General features: G+C 51.1%; 17 protein-coding genes. 6 read left to right on the top strand and 11 right to left on the bottom strand.

The features are described 5' to 3' along the window. The first annotated feature begins 7 nt into the window (after positions 1-7). The 3 genes from P2H89_RS23530 (at position 8) to P2H89_RS23520 (ending at position 3,158) form a co-directional block, all read left to right on the top strand. Positions 8-769 carry a hypothetical protein gene (locus P2H89_RS23530; protein WP_275831558.1) on the top strand — a complete coding sequence of 254 codons (762 nt, stop codon included), beginning with the start codon at positions 8-10 and terminating at the stop codon, positions 767-769. 132 nt (positions 770-901) lie between these two features. Next, the gene (locus P2H89_RS23525; protein ID WP_275831556.1) at positions 902-2,443 is read left to right on the top strand and encodes an arylsulfatase; all 1,542 of its coding nucleotides are present in this window, start codon (positions 902-904) and stop codon (positions 2,441-2,443) included. Positions 2,444-2,762: 319 nt separating this feature from the next. Continuing rightward, positions 2,763-3,158, top strand: a complete 396-nt coding sequence (locus tag P2H89_RS23520; protein WP_275831554.1) for a hypothetical protein — start codon at positions 2,763-2,765, stop codon at positions 3,156-3,158. Positions 3,159-3,227: 69 nt separating this feature from the next. Here P2H89_RS23520 and P2H89_RS23515 read toward each other — a convergent pair whose 3' ends face one another. The 7 genes from P2H89_RS23515 to P2H89_RS23485 all read right to left on the bottom strand — a co-directional run bounded on the left by P2H89_RS23515 (position 3,228) and on the right by P2H89_RS23485 (position 8,801). Then, on the bottom strand, positions 3,228-3,752 hold the full coding sequence (locus P2H89_RS23515; RefSeq protein ID WP_275831552.1) for a hypothetical protein: 525 nt from the start codon (positions 3,750-3,752) through the stop codon (positions 3,228-3,230). A gap of 256 nt (positions 3,753-4,008) precedes the next feature. Then, positions 4,009-5,244: an ornithine--oxo-acid transaminase gene (rocD, locus tag P2H89_RS23510; protein ID WP_275831550.1), complete on the bottom strand. Its 1,236-nt coding sequence runs from the start codon at positions 5,242-5,244 to the stop codon at positions 4,009-4,011. Positions 5,245-5,331: 87 nt separating this feature from the next. Beyond that, a complete protein-coding gene (locus P2H89_RS23505; protein WP_275831548.1) occupies positions 5,332-5,463 on the bottom strand; it encodes a hypothetical protein in 132 nt (43 codons plus the stop codon). Between the two features lie 14 nt (positions 5,464-5,477). After that, complete coding sequence (gene ispE / locus P2H89_RS23500; protein WP_275831546.1) at positions 5,478-6,320, bottom strand: 4-(cytidine 5'-diphospho)-2-C-methyl-D-erythritol kinase; 843 nt, start codon at positions 6,318-6,320, stop codon at positions 5,478-5,480. Further along, the gene (locus P2H89_RS23495) at positions 6,320-6,919 is read right to left on the bottom strand and encodes a bifunctional nuclease domain-containing protein (RefSeq protein WP_275831544.1); all 600 of its coding nucleotides are present in this window, start codon (positions 6,917-6,919) and stop codon (positions 6,320-6,322) included. Before P2H89_RS23495 ends, ispE begins: the two co-directional genes overlap by 1 nt. 94 nt (positions 6,920-7,013) lie before the next feature. After that, entirely contained in the window at positions 7,014-7,979 is a 966-nt protein-coding gene (locus P2H89_RS23490; RefSeq protein ID WP_275831542.1) for an electron transfer flavoprotein subunit alpha/FixB family protein, read from the bottom strand. 78 nt (positions 7,980-8,057) lie between these two features. Beyond that, positions 8,058-8,801 (bottom strand): electron transfer flavoprotein subunit beta/FixA family protein, encoded by a 744-nt coding sequence (locus P2H89_RS23485; protein WP_275831540.1) that lies wholly within the window; start codon positions 8,799-8,801, stop codon positions 8,058-8,060. Between the two features lie 131 nt (positions 8,802-8,932). Here P2H89_RS23485 and P2H89_RS23480 point away from each other — a divergent pair, with 131 nt between their 5' ends. Both P2H89_RS23480 and tilS read left to right on the top strand, forming a co-directional pair. After that, complete coding sequence (locus P2H89_RS23480) at positions 8,933-9,247, top strand: tetratricopeptide repeat protein (protein WP_275831538.1); 315 nt, start codon at positions 8,933-8,935, stop codon at positions 9,245-9,247. An 86-nt stretch (positions 9,248-9,333) separates the two neighbouring features. After that, positions 9,334-10,761, top strand: a complete 1,428-nt coding sequence (gene tilS / locus P2H89_RS23475; RefSeq protein WP_275831536.1) for a tRNA lysidine(34) synthetase TilS — start codon at positions 9,334-9,336, stop codon at positions 10,759-10,761. Here tilS and P2H89_RS23470 read toward each other — a convergent pair. The 3 genes from P2H89_RS23470 to P2H89_RS23460 form a co-directional block, all read right to left on the bottom strand. Further along, the gene (locus P2H89_RS23470; protein ID WP_275831534.1) at positions 10,739-11,380 is read right to left on the bottom strand and encodes a rhomboid family intramembrane serine protease; all 642 of its coding nucleotides are present in this window, start codon (positions 11,378-11,380) and stop codon (positions 10,739-10,741) included. The genes tilS and P2H89_RS23470 overlap by 23 nt on opposite strands. 133 nt (positions 11,381-11,513) lie before the next feature. After that, positions 11,514-11,987 carry a 23S rRNA (pseudouridine(1915)-N(3))-methyltransferase RlmH gene (locus P2H89_RS23465; RefSeq protein WP_275831532.1) on the bottom strand — a complete coding sequence of 158 codons (474 nt, stop codon included), beginning with the start codon at positions 11,985-11,987 and terminating at the stop codon, positions 11,514-11,516. 57 nt (positions 11,988-12,044) lie between these two features. Then, positions 12,045-13,136 carry an AI-2E family transporter gene (locus tag P2H89_RS23460; RefSeq protein WP_275831530.1) on the bottom strand — a complete coding sequence of 364 codons (1,092 nt, stop codon included), beginning with the start codon at positions 13,134-13,136 and terminating at the stop codon, positions 12,045-12,047. A gap of 188 nt (positions 13,137-13,324) precedes the next feature. Between P2H89_RS23460 and P2H89_RS23455 the strand changes: the two genes are divergently transcribed. Then, positions 13,325-13,495, top strand: a complete 171-nt coding sequence (locus P2H89_RS23455; protein WP_275831528.1) for a phosphatidate cytidylyltransferase — start codon at positions 13,325-13,327, stop codon at positions 13,493-13,495. A 50-nt stretch (positions 13,496-13,545) separates the two neighbouring features. On the opposite strand, the gene P2H89_RS23450 is transcribed toward P2H89_RS23455, so the two are convergent. Beyond that, the gene (locus P2H89_RS23450) at positions 13,546-15,063 is read right to left on the bottom strand and encodes a hypothetical protein (RefSeq protein WP_275831525.1); all 1,518 of its coding nucleotides are present in this window, start codon (positions 15,061-15,063) and stop codon (positions 13,546-13,548) included. Between the last annotated feature and the right edge of the window lie 459 nt (positions 15,064-15,522).

Raw genomic sequence — 15,522 nt, 5'->3', positions numbered from 1 at the left:
CATCAATATGAGAGCAACATTTTTATATTGCCTCTTATCCTTTCTCCTGGTTGCCCAAGGCAGCACAGCGCAGGAAACAAACGCCACAAGCGATACAACTCCTTATAGAAAAAATATTATCAGGTACAATCTGTCCGGAGCGCTCATTTTCGGGGCCGATCAATATGTCGTTCTTGGATACGAGCGGCTCCTTTCGCACCGGCAAAGCATTTCTGTTAATGTGGGTCGCATTTCGTTACCCAAACTGGTCAGCATCTCGACCGATAGTTTTCACGTAGAAAAAGATGGCAAAAGAAGTGGCGTTAATCTTTCGATCGATTACCGTTTTTACCTCGCCAGCGAAAATAAACATCATGCACCGCATGGCTTGTATATAGGTCCTTATTACTCCTTCAATCAGTTTAAGAATGAATTGGAATGGCAACGTAAAAACAGCACCGCTACGAATAGTGTGACGTCCAATTCAAAGTTCTCCATCCACACCATCGGTTTTGAGTTAGGGTACCAGTTTATATTCTGGAAACGTGTTGCGCTGGACCTCGTGTTGGCCGGACCAGGATTGGGGATCTACAATTACAAGGCAACCTTTGATAGCAATATCGATCCTGCCACCAAAGCACAAATCGTAGACGGACTGAAACAAGCGCTTACGCAAAAGTTTCCAGGCATGAACTATGTTTTCAGTGATGAGCAGATCGATGCTAATGGCGTCATGCGCACCAGCACCCTCGGATACCGCTACATCATCCACATAGGTTTCAATTTTTAAGCGTCCTCAGCGCAAACGTGTGCACACCTAAGTTTGCTTCGTGCGAAGCTAAATTCCTTTATTTTCAGGGTGCTGAACCGGCTATTGCCGCTGCAATGTATGCGGCTCGGCCCTCTATAAAGCTTCCGCACTATGTACAAATACCTGTTACTGCTATCGCTGACTTTTTCTGTCCTTAGTACGCTGGCTCAATCTGCCAGACCGAAAGTGACATCGCCCCGCCGGCCCAATATCGTATACATCCTGGCCGATGATCTCGGTTATGGTGAACTGGGGGGTTACGGGCAACAGAAGATCGAAACGCCCCATATCGACCAGATCGCTAAGAACGGCATGCGCTTCACGCAGCATTATACTTTTCCTGTTTGTGCGCCTTCGCGCTACCTGCTCATGACGGGCAAGCACTCCGGCAGGGCCTATATCCGCGGCAACGACGAATGGGGTGAGCGAGGTCCCGTATGGGATTTTAAAGCCATGGAGGCCAATCCCTTTCTCGAAGGGCAAAGGCCAATTCCCGATTCAACCCTCACCATTGCTGAAGTGCTTAAAAGTGCCGGTTACACCACGGGCATGGTAGGTAAGTGGGGGCTCGGCGCTCCCTTTACCAGCGGCGTGCCCAATCGCCAGGGCTTTGACTATTTCTATGGTTTCATCTGCCAACGGCAGGATCATACCTACTATACTGGTCACCTGTGGGAAAATGAAGACCGCGTGGCGTTGAGCAATAAAGTGATGGACCCGGCGGTGAAGTTCCCTGATAGCCTTGATCCGAACAACCCGGCCAACTATGCCATCTACCAGCAAAGAGACTATACGCCCGATTTCCTCATCAAGGCAGCGGTGAAGTTCATCGATAAAAACAAAGACAAACCCTTCTTTCTCTATTATCCCTCTCCGCTGCCGCACGTGTCGCTGCAGGCGCCACAGAAGTGGGTGGATTATTACCACCAGAAGTTTGGCGATGAAAAACCTTTCTTAGGCGATTCTTATTTCCCCTGCCGCTACCCGCGGGCTACATATGCAGCGATGATATCCACGCTCGATGAGCAGGTGGGGCAACTAATCGCTGAATTGAAGCGGACCGGGGTGTACGACAATACCATCATCATGTTCTGCAGCGATAACGGACCGGCGGGTAATGCAGGCGTTGATCCGGTGTTCTTCAACAGTGCTGGTCCCTTCCGTGGCCAATTTGGCTATGGCAAAGGCTTCCTGCATGAAGGCGGCATCCGCGAACCATTTATCGTTCAATGGCCCGGGAAAGTGAAGGCGGGTTCAACGTCCGACCTGGTCTCGGCGAATATCGATATGATGCCCACCCTCTGTGAGTTGCTGGGTGTCAAGCCTCCGGCGGATATAGATGGTGTGAGCATTTTACCAACCATTCTCGGCAAACCGGCGGCGCAAAAGCAGCATGATTATCTGTACTGGGAGTTTCCCGAGTACGGTGGTCAGCAGGCTGTGCGGATGGGCAACTGGAAGGCCATTCGTCTTAACCTGATGAAGGGGGTCATTAAAACAGCGCTATACGACCTGGAAAAGGATCCGCGTGAAGAACGTGACCTGGCGGCGCAATATCCCGATATCGTTCGGCGGATGGAGGCTATTATGCTGAACGAGCACCATACACCCGAAGTGAGTAAGTTCCTGATACCCGTGCTGGAAAAGAAATAGGGAAGACCACCGGGCTTTGCCCAACCATATTAAAAGGATGGTCGTATTTTTTAATGTGGCCGGGCCGCAATCCCGGCTAATGCGAAAGAGTCTAACAAGTGCATTTTCTCATATTAGCAGTTAGTTTTGGTCAGCCTGGGTGTCTACCCGGGCTATTATTTTGCCCTTAATGGATGGAAGCGCCACCTGATTAGCTCATATAATCAGCTCATTTGTTGACCGTTACTGCAGTTTGTTGCTTTTAATTGTTCAGCAGGGGGATGCAGCAGCTGCTTGCGGCTCCACTGTTTTGTTTATCTTCGCCGCCTCTTTTTCAACTATGAAGTATTCTCAATGGATCGGCATCGGTGCCGCAATTTTACTGGTGATCAGCTGTTTTATACCCTGGGCCTTTTATCCCGACCTCAACAAGTCGTTTACGGGGTTCTTTTCCGAGAACAATAACTACGGTAAGCCGGGTAAGGTGTTTGTGGTGATGGCGGTGGTAGCGATCGTCTTTTTCCTTGTGCCCCGGGTATGGGCCAAACGCTGGAACCTACTGGTGGGGGCGCTCACCCTGGCTTATGCGATCAAGAGTTTTATCGTGTTTACCGGCTGTTATAAGGGCATTTGTCCTACCAAGCTGGCGGGTATCTGGGTGATGCTGGTTTCAGCTGCCGGGCTGCTGGTGATGACGCTGCTGCCGGATATGAAGGTGATAGAGAATAAAAAATAAGGACTTTTAATAAAGGAAAAGGCCGTCGGGGTTCCCCGACGGCCTTTTTGTTGTTGTATGGGAGATATTTTATTCTTCTTCAATGACCATTTTTACCGCACCGCTGTAGGAGCCGGTTAAACGGGTGCCGTTGAAGTTGAGGTCGTAATTGATCGTTACCCGCGATCCGCTCACCGTAACAGTGGCTGTGCCGCTGGTGATGTTACCGTACTCGGTACCTCCGCCCGTTTGCCAGTCAACATCTACCAATGCATAAGCATCGAAGAAGTTCGTGGCAGGATTGTAGCTGGGATCGGAGTCATCTTTGAATGTATAAGTGCCGGGTGTTGGTTCGGCATTATCGAAGGTGAGGCCTACGCCGTTTACCCTGCCGTTAAAGTTGGGGGAGGTAAAATCGATTGAGGAGATAAAGAAATCGGAATAGGTCACGACGCCGTTGCTGTTTTCGTAACCGGTATTGATGGCATAGTTGGTCGAATAGCTATTGCCATTTACGGTAAATGAATTTTTGAAGCTATTGCCTTCCTTTTTACAAAACGTAAAAAGTACTGCGGTGCCCAATACGAGCATAAGGGAACGGATGGTTTTCTTCATTGATACTTGTTTAGGATTATGAATGGGTGGTGGATACAAATCCTACCTGAGGGTAATAACGCCGCCTGGCCTGAAATGGTATTACAGGCCGTCCGTTTTTGGGGTGCATCAGACACCAAAGCGGGGCGGGAATCCAGAATTGGGAATTCTAATCGTTGTTGGGAAAAAGACAGCGCTCCAAGGCCGTCATTTCAGCACCATGCAGGCAATGCTTTGGATTGAATGACCGACTTGTGAAATGGAGGCAGCTTGTACTTTAATCCAGTATTTTCAAGCTCTCCATGATGATAGCAGTTGCTTCGAGTACCTGATCGCGGTTGATGCACAGTGGTGGCGACAGGCGTATCTTATCGCCATGCGTTGGTTTTGCCAGCAGGCCACGGTCTTTCATGGCGAGGCAAAGATCCCAGGCGGCTTCCTGATTGGGATGATCGATCACGATCGCATTCAGCAATCCTTTACCGCGAATGAGGTTGATGTGTGGTGAGTGGATAGCTACCAGTTCACGGCGGAACAGGTCGCCCATCTCTGTAGCGTTGGCAGCCATGTTTTCGTCTTGCAACACACGGAGGGCTGCCATCGATACTTTACAGGCGAGTGGGTTGCCACCATAGGTAGAGCCGTGTTCGCCGGGTTTGATGTTCATCATGATGGGGTCGTCGGCCAGTACGGCAGAAGCGGGCAGGGTGCCGCCACTCAACGCTTTACCGATGATGAGTATATCGGGGCGTACATCTTCATGATCGCAGGCCAGCATTTTGCCCGTGCGGCAGAGGCCTGTCTGTATTTCATCGGCGATGAAGAGTACGTTGGCGTCTTCGCAATATTGTTTGGCGGTGGCGAGGTAACCTTCGTCGGGTATTACTACGCCTGCTTCTCCCTGTATGGGTTCTACGAGAAAGCCTGCCACGTCCTTGTCGCGCAAGGCAGCGCCGAGCGCTGCGAGATCGTTATAAGGTACTACTTCGAAGCCGGGCATAAAGGGGCCGAAGCGATCGTACGACGAAGGATCGGTGCTGAAAGAGATGACGGTGCTGGTGCGACCGTGGAAGTTATGGGCGCATACGATGATCTTCGCTTTGTTGGCGGGTATACCTTTTACATCATAGCCCCAGCGTCGGCACAGTTTGATGGCGGTTTCCACTGCTTCTACGCCGGTATTCATGGGTAACACTTTATCGTACCCGAAATAACGGGTGATGTATTGTGTGAACTCACTCAGCAAGTCGCTGTGAAAGGCGCGTGAAGTAAGTGTGAGCTGTTGTGCCTGTTCTATCAATGCTGCAACGATGGTAGGGTGGCAATGGCCCTGATTTACGGCCGAGTAGCCACTCAGGAAATCGAAGTAGCGTTTGCCGTCCACATCCCATAAAAAAACACCTTCGCCGCGGTTCAATACCACAGGCAGCGGGTGATAGTTGTGGGCGCCGTATTTTTCTTCGAGATCGAGGTAATATTTTGTCTTATCGGACAGCATGATAGTAGGTTGCATAATAATGAGCGTAAACGTGATGAAAATGGGAACCAACAGGACGTGAGCTATGGTCCGGCAGGAGGCTGCCGGCCGCCGGGTGCAGCTTTAGTGATTGAGCAGATCGAGGTTCTGCAACAGGAAGTAAACTATGTAAGTGCCTGTGTTGATAATAAAATGATTGAGTAACGAAGATACGATCTTTTGACCGGATTGTGAAAGGGGGAGGTGTGTCGGCATGATGCCAAATATGCTTATATAATAAAGCTTTTATAGCTGGGAAATAAGTCCGTAGGTACATTTCCGTCAGCAAACAGGCCATAAAAGCTGGAGCCGCTGCCGGTCATAGAGGCGTAGGCGGCGCCGGCTGCATACAGGGTGTCTTTAATATGCTGCAATTGCGGGTGGAGCTGGCAAACTGGTGCTTCAAAGTCGTTGATGAGGGTATCTTTCCAGGTTTCGACAGGCTGCTGCACGATGTCGCTGAGGGGCTGTGCGCCGGGGGCAGGGGTGATCTGCGAAAAAGCCCAGCCGGTGTTGATGTGTAGTTCGGGATACACCAGCAGGAAGGTATATTTCGACAGGTCGAGGGAGATCGTCTCCATCAGTTCGCCGCGGCCGGTGGCTACGCAGGGCTTGTTGATGATGAAAAAGGGACAATCGCTGCCCAGTTGCAGGGCGTAGTCGAGCAGTTGGTCGGTGGATATACCCAGCTTGAACTTATCGTTGAGCAACACGAGGGTAAAGGCTGCGTCGGCAGAACCTCCACCGAGTCCGGCTCCCATGGGTATATGCTTGTGCAAATGCAGTTGAATGGGCGGCAGGCCTGGGTAGTCCTTTTTCAGCAGGTGCCAGGCCTTCACGCACAGATTATCGGCCGGGAGACCTTTTACGGGTAATCCGGTCAGGTGCAGGTCGACGGCGCCGGTGCTTTCGTGCAGGGGAAATCCCTGGGCAGAGGTGGGCGTGTGGACGATCTCTACTGCATCGCGCAGGGGGAGGGGATAGAACACTGTTTCCAGGTCGTGGTATCCATCGGCCCGCTTCCGGGTGATGTGTAAGCCAAGATTGATCTTGCAATTGGGAAAAAGGATCATTACCGGCCTCTTTTGCGGCTGTTGATCTCGTCACGGATGGCGATGGCCCGGATATAGTCTTCCTGGTCCAATACCTCATTGAGGAGGGTGTTGAGCTCTTCGAGGGTCATGGCGCGGAGGTCTTCGTTGGAGCCGGCGCTTGTTTCGGCGGCCACGGCTTCTTTGGGCTGTTTTTTCTTGCCGGAGGGGTCTTCCATGAGGATGCCGGCGCTTTCGAGGATATTATCGTATGTATAGATGGGGCAGCCAAAGCGCACGGCGAGTGCGAGGGCATCGGAGGTGCGGGAGTCGATCTCTACCGTATCGTGTTCGCTAACGCATACCAGCTTGGAGTAGAAAATACCTTCCTGGAGGTCGCAGATGATGATTTCCTGGAGGTCAATGGTGAAAGCATTCATGAAATTCTTCATGAGGTCGTGTGTCAGGGGCCTGCTGGGATGCATCTTTTCCAGGGCAACCGCGATGGCCTGTGCTTCGAAACCGCCGATGACTATGGGCAACCGGCGCAGTCCGTTCACTTCACCCAGTACGACTGCATAGGAATGTGTTTGGGTGATGCTGTGTGACAGCGCGACTATTTCCAACTCAATTTTTTTCATACGAAAGCACGAAACTAAGGGTTTTTTGCTAAAAATAAATGCGGTTGTCAATCAACCGCATTTACAAGTTTTATTGTATAGAAATAGCTGAATTTTAAGCTACTCCCTTCAATTTCTTCACTGCTTCGATGATCTTGGGCACTACCTCAAACGCATCCCCTACAATACCGTAATCGGCTGCCTTGAAGAAGGGTGCTTCGGGGTCTTTATTGATCACCACGATCACCTTGCTGCGGTTTACGCCGGCCAGGTGCTGGATGGCGCCGGAGATTCCGATCGCAATATACAGGTTGGGGGCAATGGCGAGTCCGGTTTGACCCACGTGCTCGTGGTGGGGGCGCCAGTGTACGTCGGCCACAGGGCGGCTACAGGCGGTTGCAGCGTGCAGCAGGTGCGCCAGTTCTTCTACCAGACCCCAGTTTTCGGGTCCCTTCAAACCACGACCACCGCTTACCACGATCTCTGCTTCGCTGAGGGGTACTTCGCCGGTCACTTTATTAACCTTGGTTACTTTTACTTTGGAAGCTTCTACGGTGGCATTGAGGGCCGCTACCTCGGCTGTTCCTTCTCCTGCCTCTACTTTGTACGAGTTGGGGTTAAGGGAAATGATCTTGATGGCCGAATTGAGACCAATATTGGCAAATGCCTTTCCGGAGAATACGTTCTTTTTTACCACAAATCCATTGCTGGTATCGGGCAGGGCCACAGCACCGCTCACCAGGCCGGCCTTGAGGCGGGCAGAGAGGCGGGGGGCGATGGCTTTTCCATCTACATTATTGGAGAAGATCACGACGGTTGCGTTGGCAGCGGTTACTGCCTGGGCGATCACGGCGGTGAACACCTGTGCATCGAAGTGATTGAGGGTATCGTTGGATACGTGGTGGATCTTCTTAACGCCGTATTTACCAAGGGCAGCGAGGTCTTCGGTAACGGTGCCCAGTACTACGCCTTCGGCAGTGGTGCCCAGTTGCGCGGCCACTTTAGCGCCATAGCTGAGGGCTTCGAGAGATGCTTTCTTTACGTGGCCATCGGCCTGATCGATGTATATTAAAACAGACATGAATCTTTTGTTTGAAGTGTTGATTAATGGGTGAACCATATTGCGGGCGGTCGCCTGTTGGTGCGTACCTGCCTGCGCTTAGATCATCTTGGCCTCTTCGTGCAGCAATCTTACCAGTTCGGCAGGATTGTCGGCCGGGATCAGTTTTACGCCGGCTTTGGCTGGCGGCAGTTCGAAGCCTACGATGGTCGTGAGGGCGTCGGTGGCTGCGGGTTCTACCACTTTCAACGGCTTGGTACGGGCGCCCATGATGCCTTTCATGTTGGGGATGCGTTGTTCGGCCATTCCTTTCTGGCAGCTTACTACCAGTGGGAGGGAAGCTTCGCAGATCTCTTCGCCGCCTTCGATCTCGCGGGTGATGGTGGCGGTGGTGCCATTGAGGTCGAATTTGGTAGCGAGGGCTACGTAAGGCAGGTTGAGCAGCTCGGCCACCATACCACCAATGGATGATCCATTGTAGTCGATGGTTTCGCGGCCGGTAAATACGAGGTCATAATTACCTTGTTTTGCCACTTCGGCTATTTGTGCCGCGATATAAAAACTGTCGTGGCTATCGGCGTTTACGCGGATGGCTTCGTCTCCGCCGAGGGCGAGTGCCTTGCGGATCACGGGGTCTGTATCAGCACCAGCTACGGTAACGAGGTGCAATACCGTGGAAGGATCTTTTTCTTTCAACTCGATGGCACGTACGAGTGCATACCACTCGTCGTACGGATTGATGATCCATTGTACGCCATCGGTCGCGAATTTCGTATTGTTATCCGTGAAGGCTATTTTTGCCGTTGTGTCCGGCGTTTTGCTGATACAAACTAAAATCTTCATAACGTTTAATTTTTGTAGCCCTGCTTTGGCAATCGTTGCAGGGTGGGATTGATGGTTGTTTATGCAACCAATCCTTATACAAATATAAGTGCCGCAAAGATAGTTTTGAAATAATTTAATGGGGGAAAAAGATGGAACGAATTGACAAACTTAAAACATTTCTGCAGGCCAGTCCGGACGATCCTTTCCTGAAACATGCACTGGCGTTGGAATATGTGAAGCTCGGCGACGAAAACGCTGCCCGTAAATTATTTGAGGAGATACTGACCCGCAACCCCGGTTACGTGGGTTCTTACTACCACCTGGGCAAGTTGCTGGAGCGGGTGGGGGAGCCCAATGAGGCGTTGGGTTGGTACGAGAAAGGGATGGCGGCGGCCCGGGCGGCCGGCGACCGGCATGCGCTGGGCGAGCTGCAGGGGGCGTATGATGACCTCGAGGAGGGATAGAGAAGGCACCAAGGCATCGAGGCAACGGAGGCAACGAGGGGTGGGTATATGACCTGGATATTTGATCATCGATAGTTACTTTATTAATGGATTTTCAGAAGCGATTTACGGAATTCGTGGAACGGGAGCATCTGTTCAATCGACGCGATGTGTTGTTGCTGGCCGTGAGCGGCGGCGTCGACTCGGCCGTGCTATGTGCACTATGCGCTGCGGCGGGTTACGATTTCGTGATCGTCCATTGCAATTTTCAGCTCCGCGGCGCCGAAAGCGACCGGGATGAAGCTTTTGTACGCAGTCTGGCCGCTAAGTATGATAAGCCCGTGCTGGTGCGTTCCTTCGACACAAAGGCTTACGCCGATGAACATAAAGTATCCATACAGGTAGCGGCGCGCGAACTGCGGTATGCGTGGTTCAGGTCTTTAGTGGCCGTGGAAAGTAGTAACTTATCCTGCATCGTCACCGCCCATCACCTCGACGACAATATCGAAACCGTATTAATGAATTTCTTCAAAGGCACGGGCATTGCCGGCATGCGCGGCATTTTGCCCAAACAGGCGATGGTGGTGCGCCCGCTCTTGTTTGCCACCAAAGAGGAGCTGGTGGAATTTGCCCGTCAGGAACAACTGACCTGGGTGGAAGACAGTTCCAATGCCCAGGATAAGTATAGCCGCAATTACCTGCGGCACCAGGTGGCGCCCCTATTACAAAAGATCTATCCCGAAGTAATGACGAATCTCGCTGATAATATATCCCGGTTCCGCGATGTGGAGACCCTGTACCAGGAGTCTGTTGTGCACCATGTAAAGAAGTTGCTGGAAGTAAAGGGCAACGAAATACATATCCCGGTGCTGAAACTGAAAAAGGCCCCGGCTGCAGCTACGCTGCTGTATGAAATGGCCAAACCCTTTGGCTTTTCGCCTGCGCAAACGGGCGATATGCTGGCTTTGCTCGACAGCGAAACAGGGCGCTATGTAGCTTCCGCTTCGCACCGCATCTTTCGCAACCGCAACTGGCTTATCATTGCGCCCCTTGCGAATGAGGAAGCAACGCATGTATTGGTAGAAGGCCCTGAGGGGCAAGTGGATTTTGCAGGCGGACAACTAACGATCAGATCCGTTTCATTGGCGGATGTTCCCGTGATCACTCCTGCTACCAGTGCTGCTGAACCTGCGGCTACCGGCAAAAAGAAAAAGGGTGCCGGTAAAGCAGAAGTACCTTCTCCCTACAACCCGGTTGCTTATGTCGATAGCCGGTTGCTGGAGTTTCCGTTGCTGCTGAGGCGCTGGAAAACGGGCGACTACTTCTACCCCCTGGGTATGCAAAAGAAGAAAAAGGTAGCGCGTTTCCTCATCGACCTTAAACTATCTCAAACGGATAAAGAAAAGGTATGGGTGCTGGAATGCAACAAACGCATTGTTTGGGTGGTGGGCATGCGCATCGATGACCGTTTCAAGATCACCCCTCATACGCAAGTGGTTATTGAACTTTCTGCTAAAACGGACGCCAATTCTTGACACTCTCAATAAACATGGCCAATACGGGATAGTCCGAGAAGATCGCACCCATTACAATCAGGAATGCAATTCCATACAGAGACCCCCATAAGTGGGCGGAGTGATTGATATTACCACCACCGCGTTTGTCGAGGTAAGAAGTAACACCCAGGTATATAAACCCGAAGACAAAGGCAGGCATTGGGATGGGGAGGAAAAAAAAGCGAAGATCGGCCATGGGGTCGATCAGGATGTAAGCAAAGATCACCGCCGAAACGGCTCCGGAGGCACCGAGACTGCGGTAACTAGAATCATCCTTGTGTTTGGCATAGGTAGGTAGCAAACAAACTCCCAGTGCTGTTATGTACATCAGCAGGTAAAACAATTTCCCTTTTTCGTGAAACATGCTGTTGGTGAAGAAGCGTTCCGTGGCTTCACCAAATGAATACAGGGCAAGCATGTTAAAGCCGAGGTGCATCCAGTCGGCATGGATGAGCCCGCAACTAAAGAAGCGGTACCATTGCTTCTGATAGGTCACCGCAGGCGGGTAAAAGATCAGGTCATTGTTTATCTTATCATTCGAAAAGGCCGAGATCGAGATCAGTACCGTTATTATAATAATTATTAAAGTAATGCTCATGGCTGTTGCTATTGGGCTCAAATCTACTCAAAAAGTGGACAGTACCAATTCTGGTGCAACTTTTCACGCCGGATAGTGAGGTTCAACAGGTTTACTGGTGCGACCGGGATGTGTTGCGATGAAGACGGGCAGCTTAACTGTGGTGATATTTTTCATTACGGATGATGGTACAAGCGCGGTATACCTGCTCGGCCAGGATAAGGCGCACCAGTTGATGGGGAAATACAAGGTCGGAGAGCGACCAGGTAAAGTTGGCGCGTTTCAGAACGGCCGCATCGATGCCATAGGCCCCACCGATCAGGAATACCAGCTTTTTGGTGCTTTCGTTGGCGCGGGTTTGTACCAGTTTGGCCAATCCTTCCGAGCTCAGCATTTTACCCCTTTCGTCGAGGGCTACCAGGTAATCGCCCTGCTCGAGCCATTCGAGGATGGTTTCGCCTTCTTTTTTCTTGAGGTCCATATCACTCAGCATGCCCGCATTTTTAGGAACGGGAATGATGGTCCACTGTACCGGATAATATTTCGATATACGGTGGGTGAAATCTTCGATGCCTGCATTGACGTAGGTCTCATGTTTTTTACCGACCGACCAGAATTGGATCTTCATACTGTAAAACTAAAGAAGATAATGTTATGGCCAAGAAACGGCGGCTATGGTTGTGTTTCAGGTGGCCGCTGTGGTTTTCTTTTTCGGGGTGCTTTTCGAGCTGTCCTGTTCATCGCCCAGCAAATTGCCCCAGGGCTTCAGTTCGGGAATGCGGTCGAAGATGATCTTCAGGATCGCGATGGCTGGTATGGAGAGAAACATGCCGGGAACGCCGCAAAGAAGTCCGCCCACGACTACCCCTACAATCGTCATCAGCGCATTGAGCTTTACTTTGGAGCCTACGATCCTTGGCATGATGATGTTGTTATCGACGAACTGAACGGCGAGCAGCACAATCAGCACCCAAAGCGGATCGCGGATATCGGTGGAGGTGGTGAGGGTGACCGCCATACAAAAGATAGAGGCGATGAGCATGCCGATATAAGGCAATATGTTGAGCACCGCTGCAAATACAGCCAGGAAGATGGCATACTTGATGCCCAAAATCAGGAAGCCAATGGAATTGATCACAGAAACGATCACAAATTCAATGACCAATCCGATCATATAACTCTGCACCACCACGCGCGATTCATTGAGGATGGCGGCCACGTCTTTCTGCGGCGTATTGCCGAATACATCGATGAGGAATTGCCTGATCAGTGACCGGTAATATAACAACAAAAAAGAATAGATCGGCAAGAGGGTCAGTATTATGACCACATCCATCAGTGAACTAAAGGTACTGCCCAGCGCTCCCTGTCCGGAGCTCTTCATCGAACTCACGAAATCGGTAGCCAGCTGTTCCTGTTCCCTGAAGGAAAAACCGAATTGTTGTTTGACCCAGTTTTGCAGGGTGTGCAGGTGCATATTGATGCCTTTCTTGATCTGGTCGATATCGTTGAAGAAGGAGGCGATCTGCGATGACAGGAAATAGAATACGCCGCCGATCAACAGGAAGGCAGCGAGCAGGGACAGTAATACTGCGGGTACACGGCCGATCCCTTTTCGCTGCAACCAGTTGCAGATGGGCATCAGGAGGATGGCCAGCAGCATAGCCAGGGAAAATGGTACGATAAGGTCGCTGCCGAGGGAGATGAAGGCGGCGATCAGTGCAAGCATCAGCAGCACCATGGTGAACCTGAAGTAGAAGGGCTGTTGTGGTGTCATCGATAAGTGTTTAGGTGTCAGTTGGTTTATTACGAATACCGTACTGCTATCAATTCTTGTGCCCCGGGGGTAAACAGGCATCGCAGGAAGTAGTAGGGGGCTATAGGAGGGGTGGGCGTGGAAGAAGATGGGAGGGGGCATGCAGGCGCATGGCAATGGTTTTGCATGGTCAATCTAAACTTCTCTTTATGATCCGTTTAAATTATTTACTGCTGGCCGTTTGCGCGATGGTGGGGTTAAGTTCGTGTGAAGTGATCGGAGGTATCTTTAAAGCCGGGGTATGGACCGGTATTTTGATCGTAGCTGCCGTGGTGGGGCTCATCATATTTATTATTGCCCGTATGGCTGGTAAAAAGTAACAGGCCGCCGGAACTCGCCGGCAGCCTGTTGATGGTTCGCCTTCCTGTACTTATTTTATAATGATGTGCTGGCTATAACGCAGTCCGTTCTCTCCTGTGATACGTATTATATACGATCCGGTTGCCTTGCCTGCCATGGCTGGCAGGTTCAATGACTGGCGGCCTGCAACGAGTGCGCGTTGCTCGGTCTTCCATAAACGGCCGTTCATATCGACCCATTCTACCAGGGCGCGGTTCATGTTGGCGGGACTTTCTACATACACTTGGTTGTTCTCCACGATGGTGGGGAATACGCGCATAGCTTTTATTTCCTGGAGCATTACAGATGCGAGGACTGAGTACCGGATCGATCCATCGTTATCGACCATGGCGAGGCGGTACCAGATGCGGCCACCATTGACTTGCTGATCGGTGAAGCTGTACGTTTGTACATCGCTGCCGGATTGTGGGGTTACCTGCCCGATGTTTTGAAATGCCTGTCCGTCGAAACTCTTTTGCACGATGTAATGATGGAAGTTGACCGCATCGGCTGTTTTCCAGTTGAGCAGCACCTGGTTGTTGTTGACAGGTTTTGCATTCCAGCTTAGCAGGGTAACCGGCAGTAAGCTTAATTGTGACGCGGAGAAGGTAAGCCTGTTGTCGCCGCCGTTCTCATAATATTCCAATACGAGGTCGTAGATGCCGCTTAGGTTGTAGATGGTTTGCGTGGAGGAGTAGTAAGCCTGGTCGTTCCAGCGGTTGATGATCCAGGTGTTGCCGCCATCGAGGCTGAGGCGGTATCCATCATCGCCGCCTACGGTAAACTGGTAGCTACCGTTCAGCGTGGTCTTTGAGCGGAAGCGGGCGCTGAAGTTTTGTGTGGTGATGCTGCAATTGCTGGTCATGAAGGCGACGTTTGAACCACCGAAGCTCTCATCGAAGTTGAGGCTGATGCCATCGCCACGGGCGATATACCCTTTATACTTGTTGAAGTTGGTGCCCTGGTAGAGGTAGCCGGTCCAGGTATTGTTGTTGCCATAATCCGATGGGTTGCCATCGCCGGTACAGATGGCCACTACATCGAAGGAGACGCGGTTGCCGCCATGGTTCTCATAAAACTCCACGACGAGGTCGTAGGTGCCATTGAGGCTTGTTTCATAGCTGGTGGCCGTATAGCTCTGATCGTTCCAGCGGTTGATGACCCAGGTATTGCCGCCATCGAGACTGAGGCGGTAGCCATCATCGGCGCCAACGGTGAAGTTGTAGTTGGCATTGGCAAATGTTTTTGTGAGCCTGAAACGAACGCTGAACTCTTCGGTATATACCGGGCAACCATTGGTGGCGAAGTTCACCTGGTCGCCGCCGAAGGTTTCATTGAACGTAGCGCTTGCTGCGTTGCCTTCATTGATATAGCCTTTATAGGTTTCAAAATTTCTTCCTTCGTATACATAACCGATCCAGGTATTGTTGGTACCATACACCGATTCAACACCCTGCGGAGTGCAAGGCTGTGCATGGACTGTTAATGCAGCCAGCATCAGGAGCAGTGAATAAAGGAATGATCTGATCAACTTGTAAAAAGGGTACATGACATACGGATTTGAGTACAATGCCTATGTTCCCATCGGCGTGCCACAATTCAGGTGCTTAACGACCAGCGGGTTATGTATCGTATGCCAATTGTTTTATTCCCATTGCCGGAATGACTTTATTAAAATGAGCCAAAATCGTTATGCGTGGCTATGCTGATCCTATATATAAGGTGGTATGTTAAGATTATCTTAAGGCGTGTATTAAGAGTTGATTAGAAGCTGGTCAATATGATCGTATCGCCTTACTTTTGCCGCGGCTATCATTGTGCATATAAGATTCGTCATACAAGTTGTTCTTTGTGTTCTGCTGGGAAGTATTTCCCGCGCAGAAGGGCCTCGTTTTGATCCGCAGCCGAAAGCCTGCGATCATGCCTGCTGCACGAACTTCGAAAGGATACAGGCAGCGGCGATGCACCAGGACGACAATGAGTGCTTCAGCGGCCGTCCGCCGATAAC

It is taken from the genome of Paraflavitalea sp. CAU 1676 (genome assembly GCF_029223285.1).
Classification (GTDB): Bacteria; Bacteroidota; Bacteroidia; order Chitinophagales; family Chitinophagaceae; genus Paraflavitalea.
This window is presented reverse-complemented; position numbering and strand designations above follow the sequence as displayed.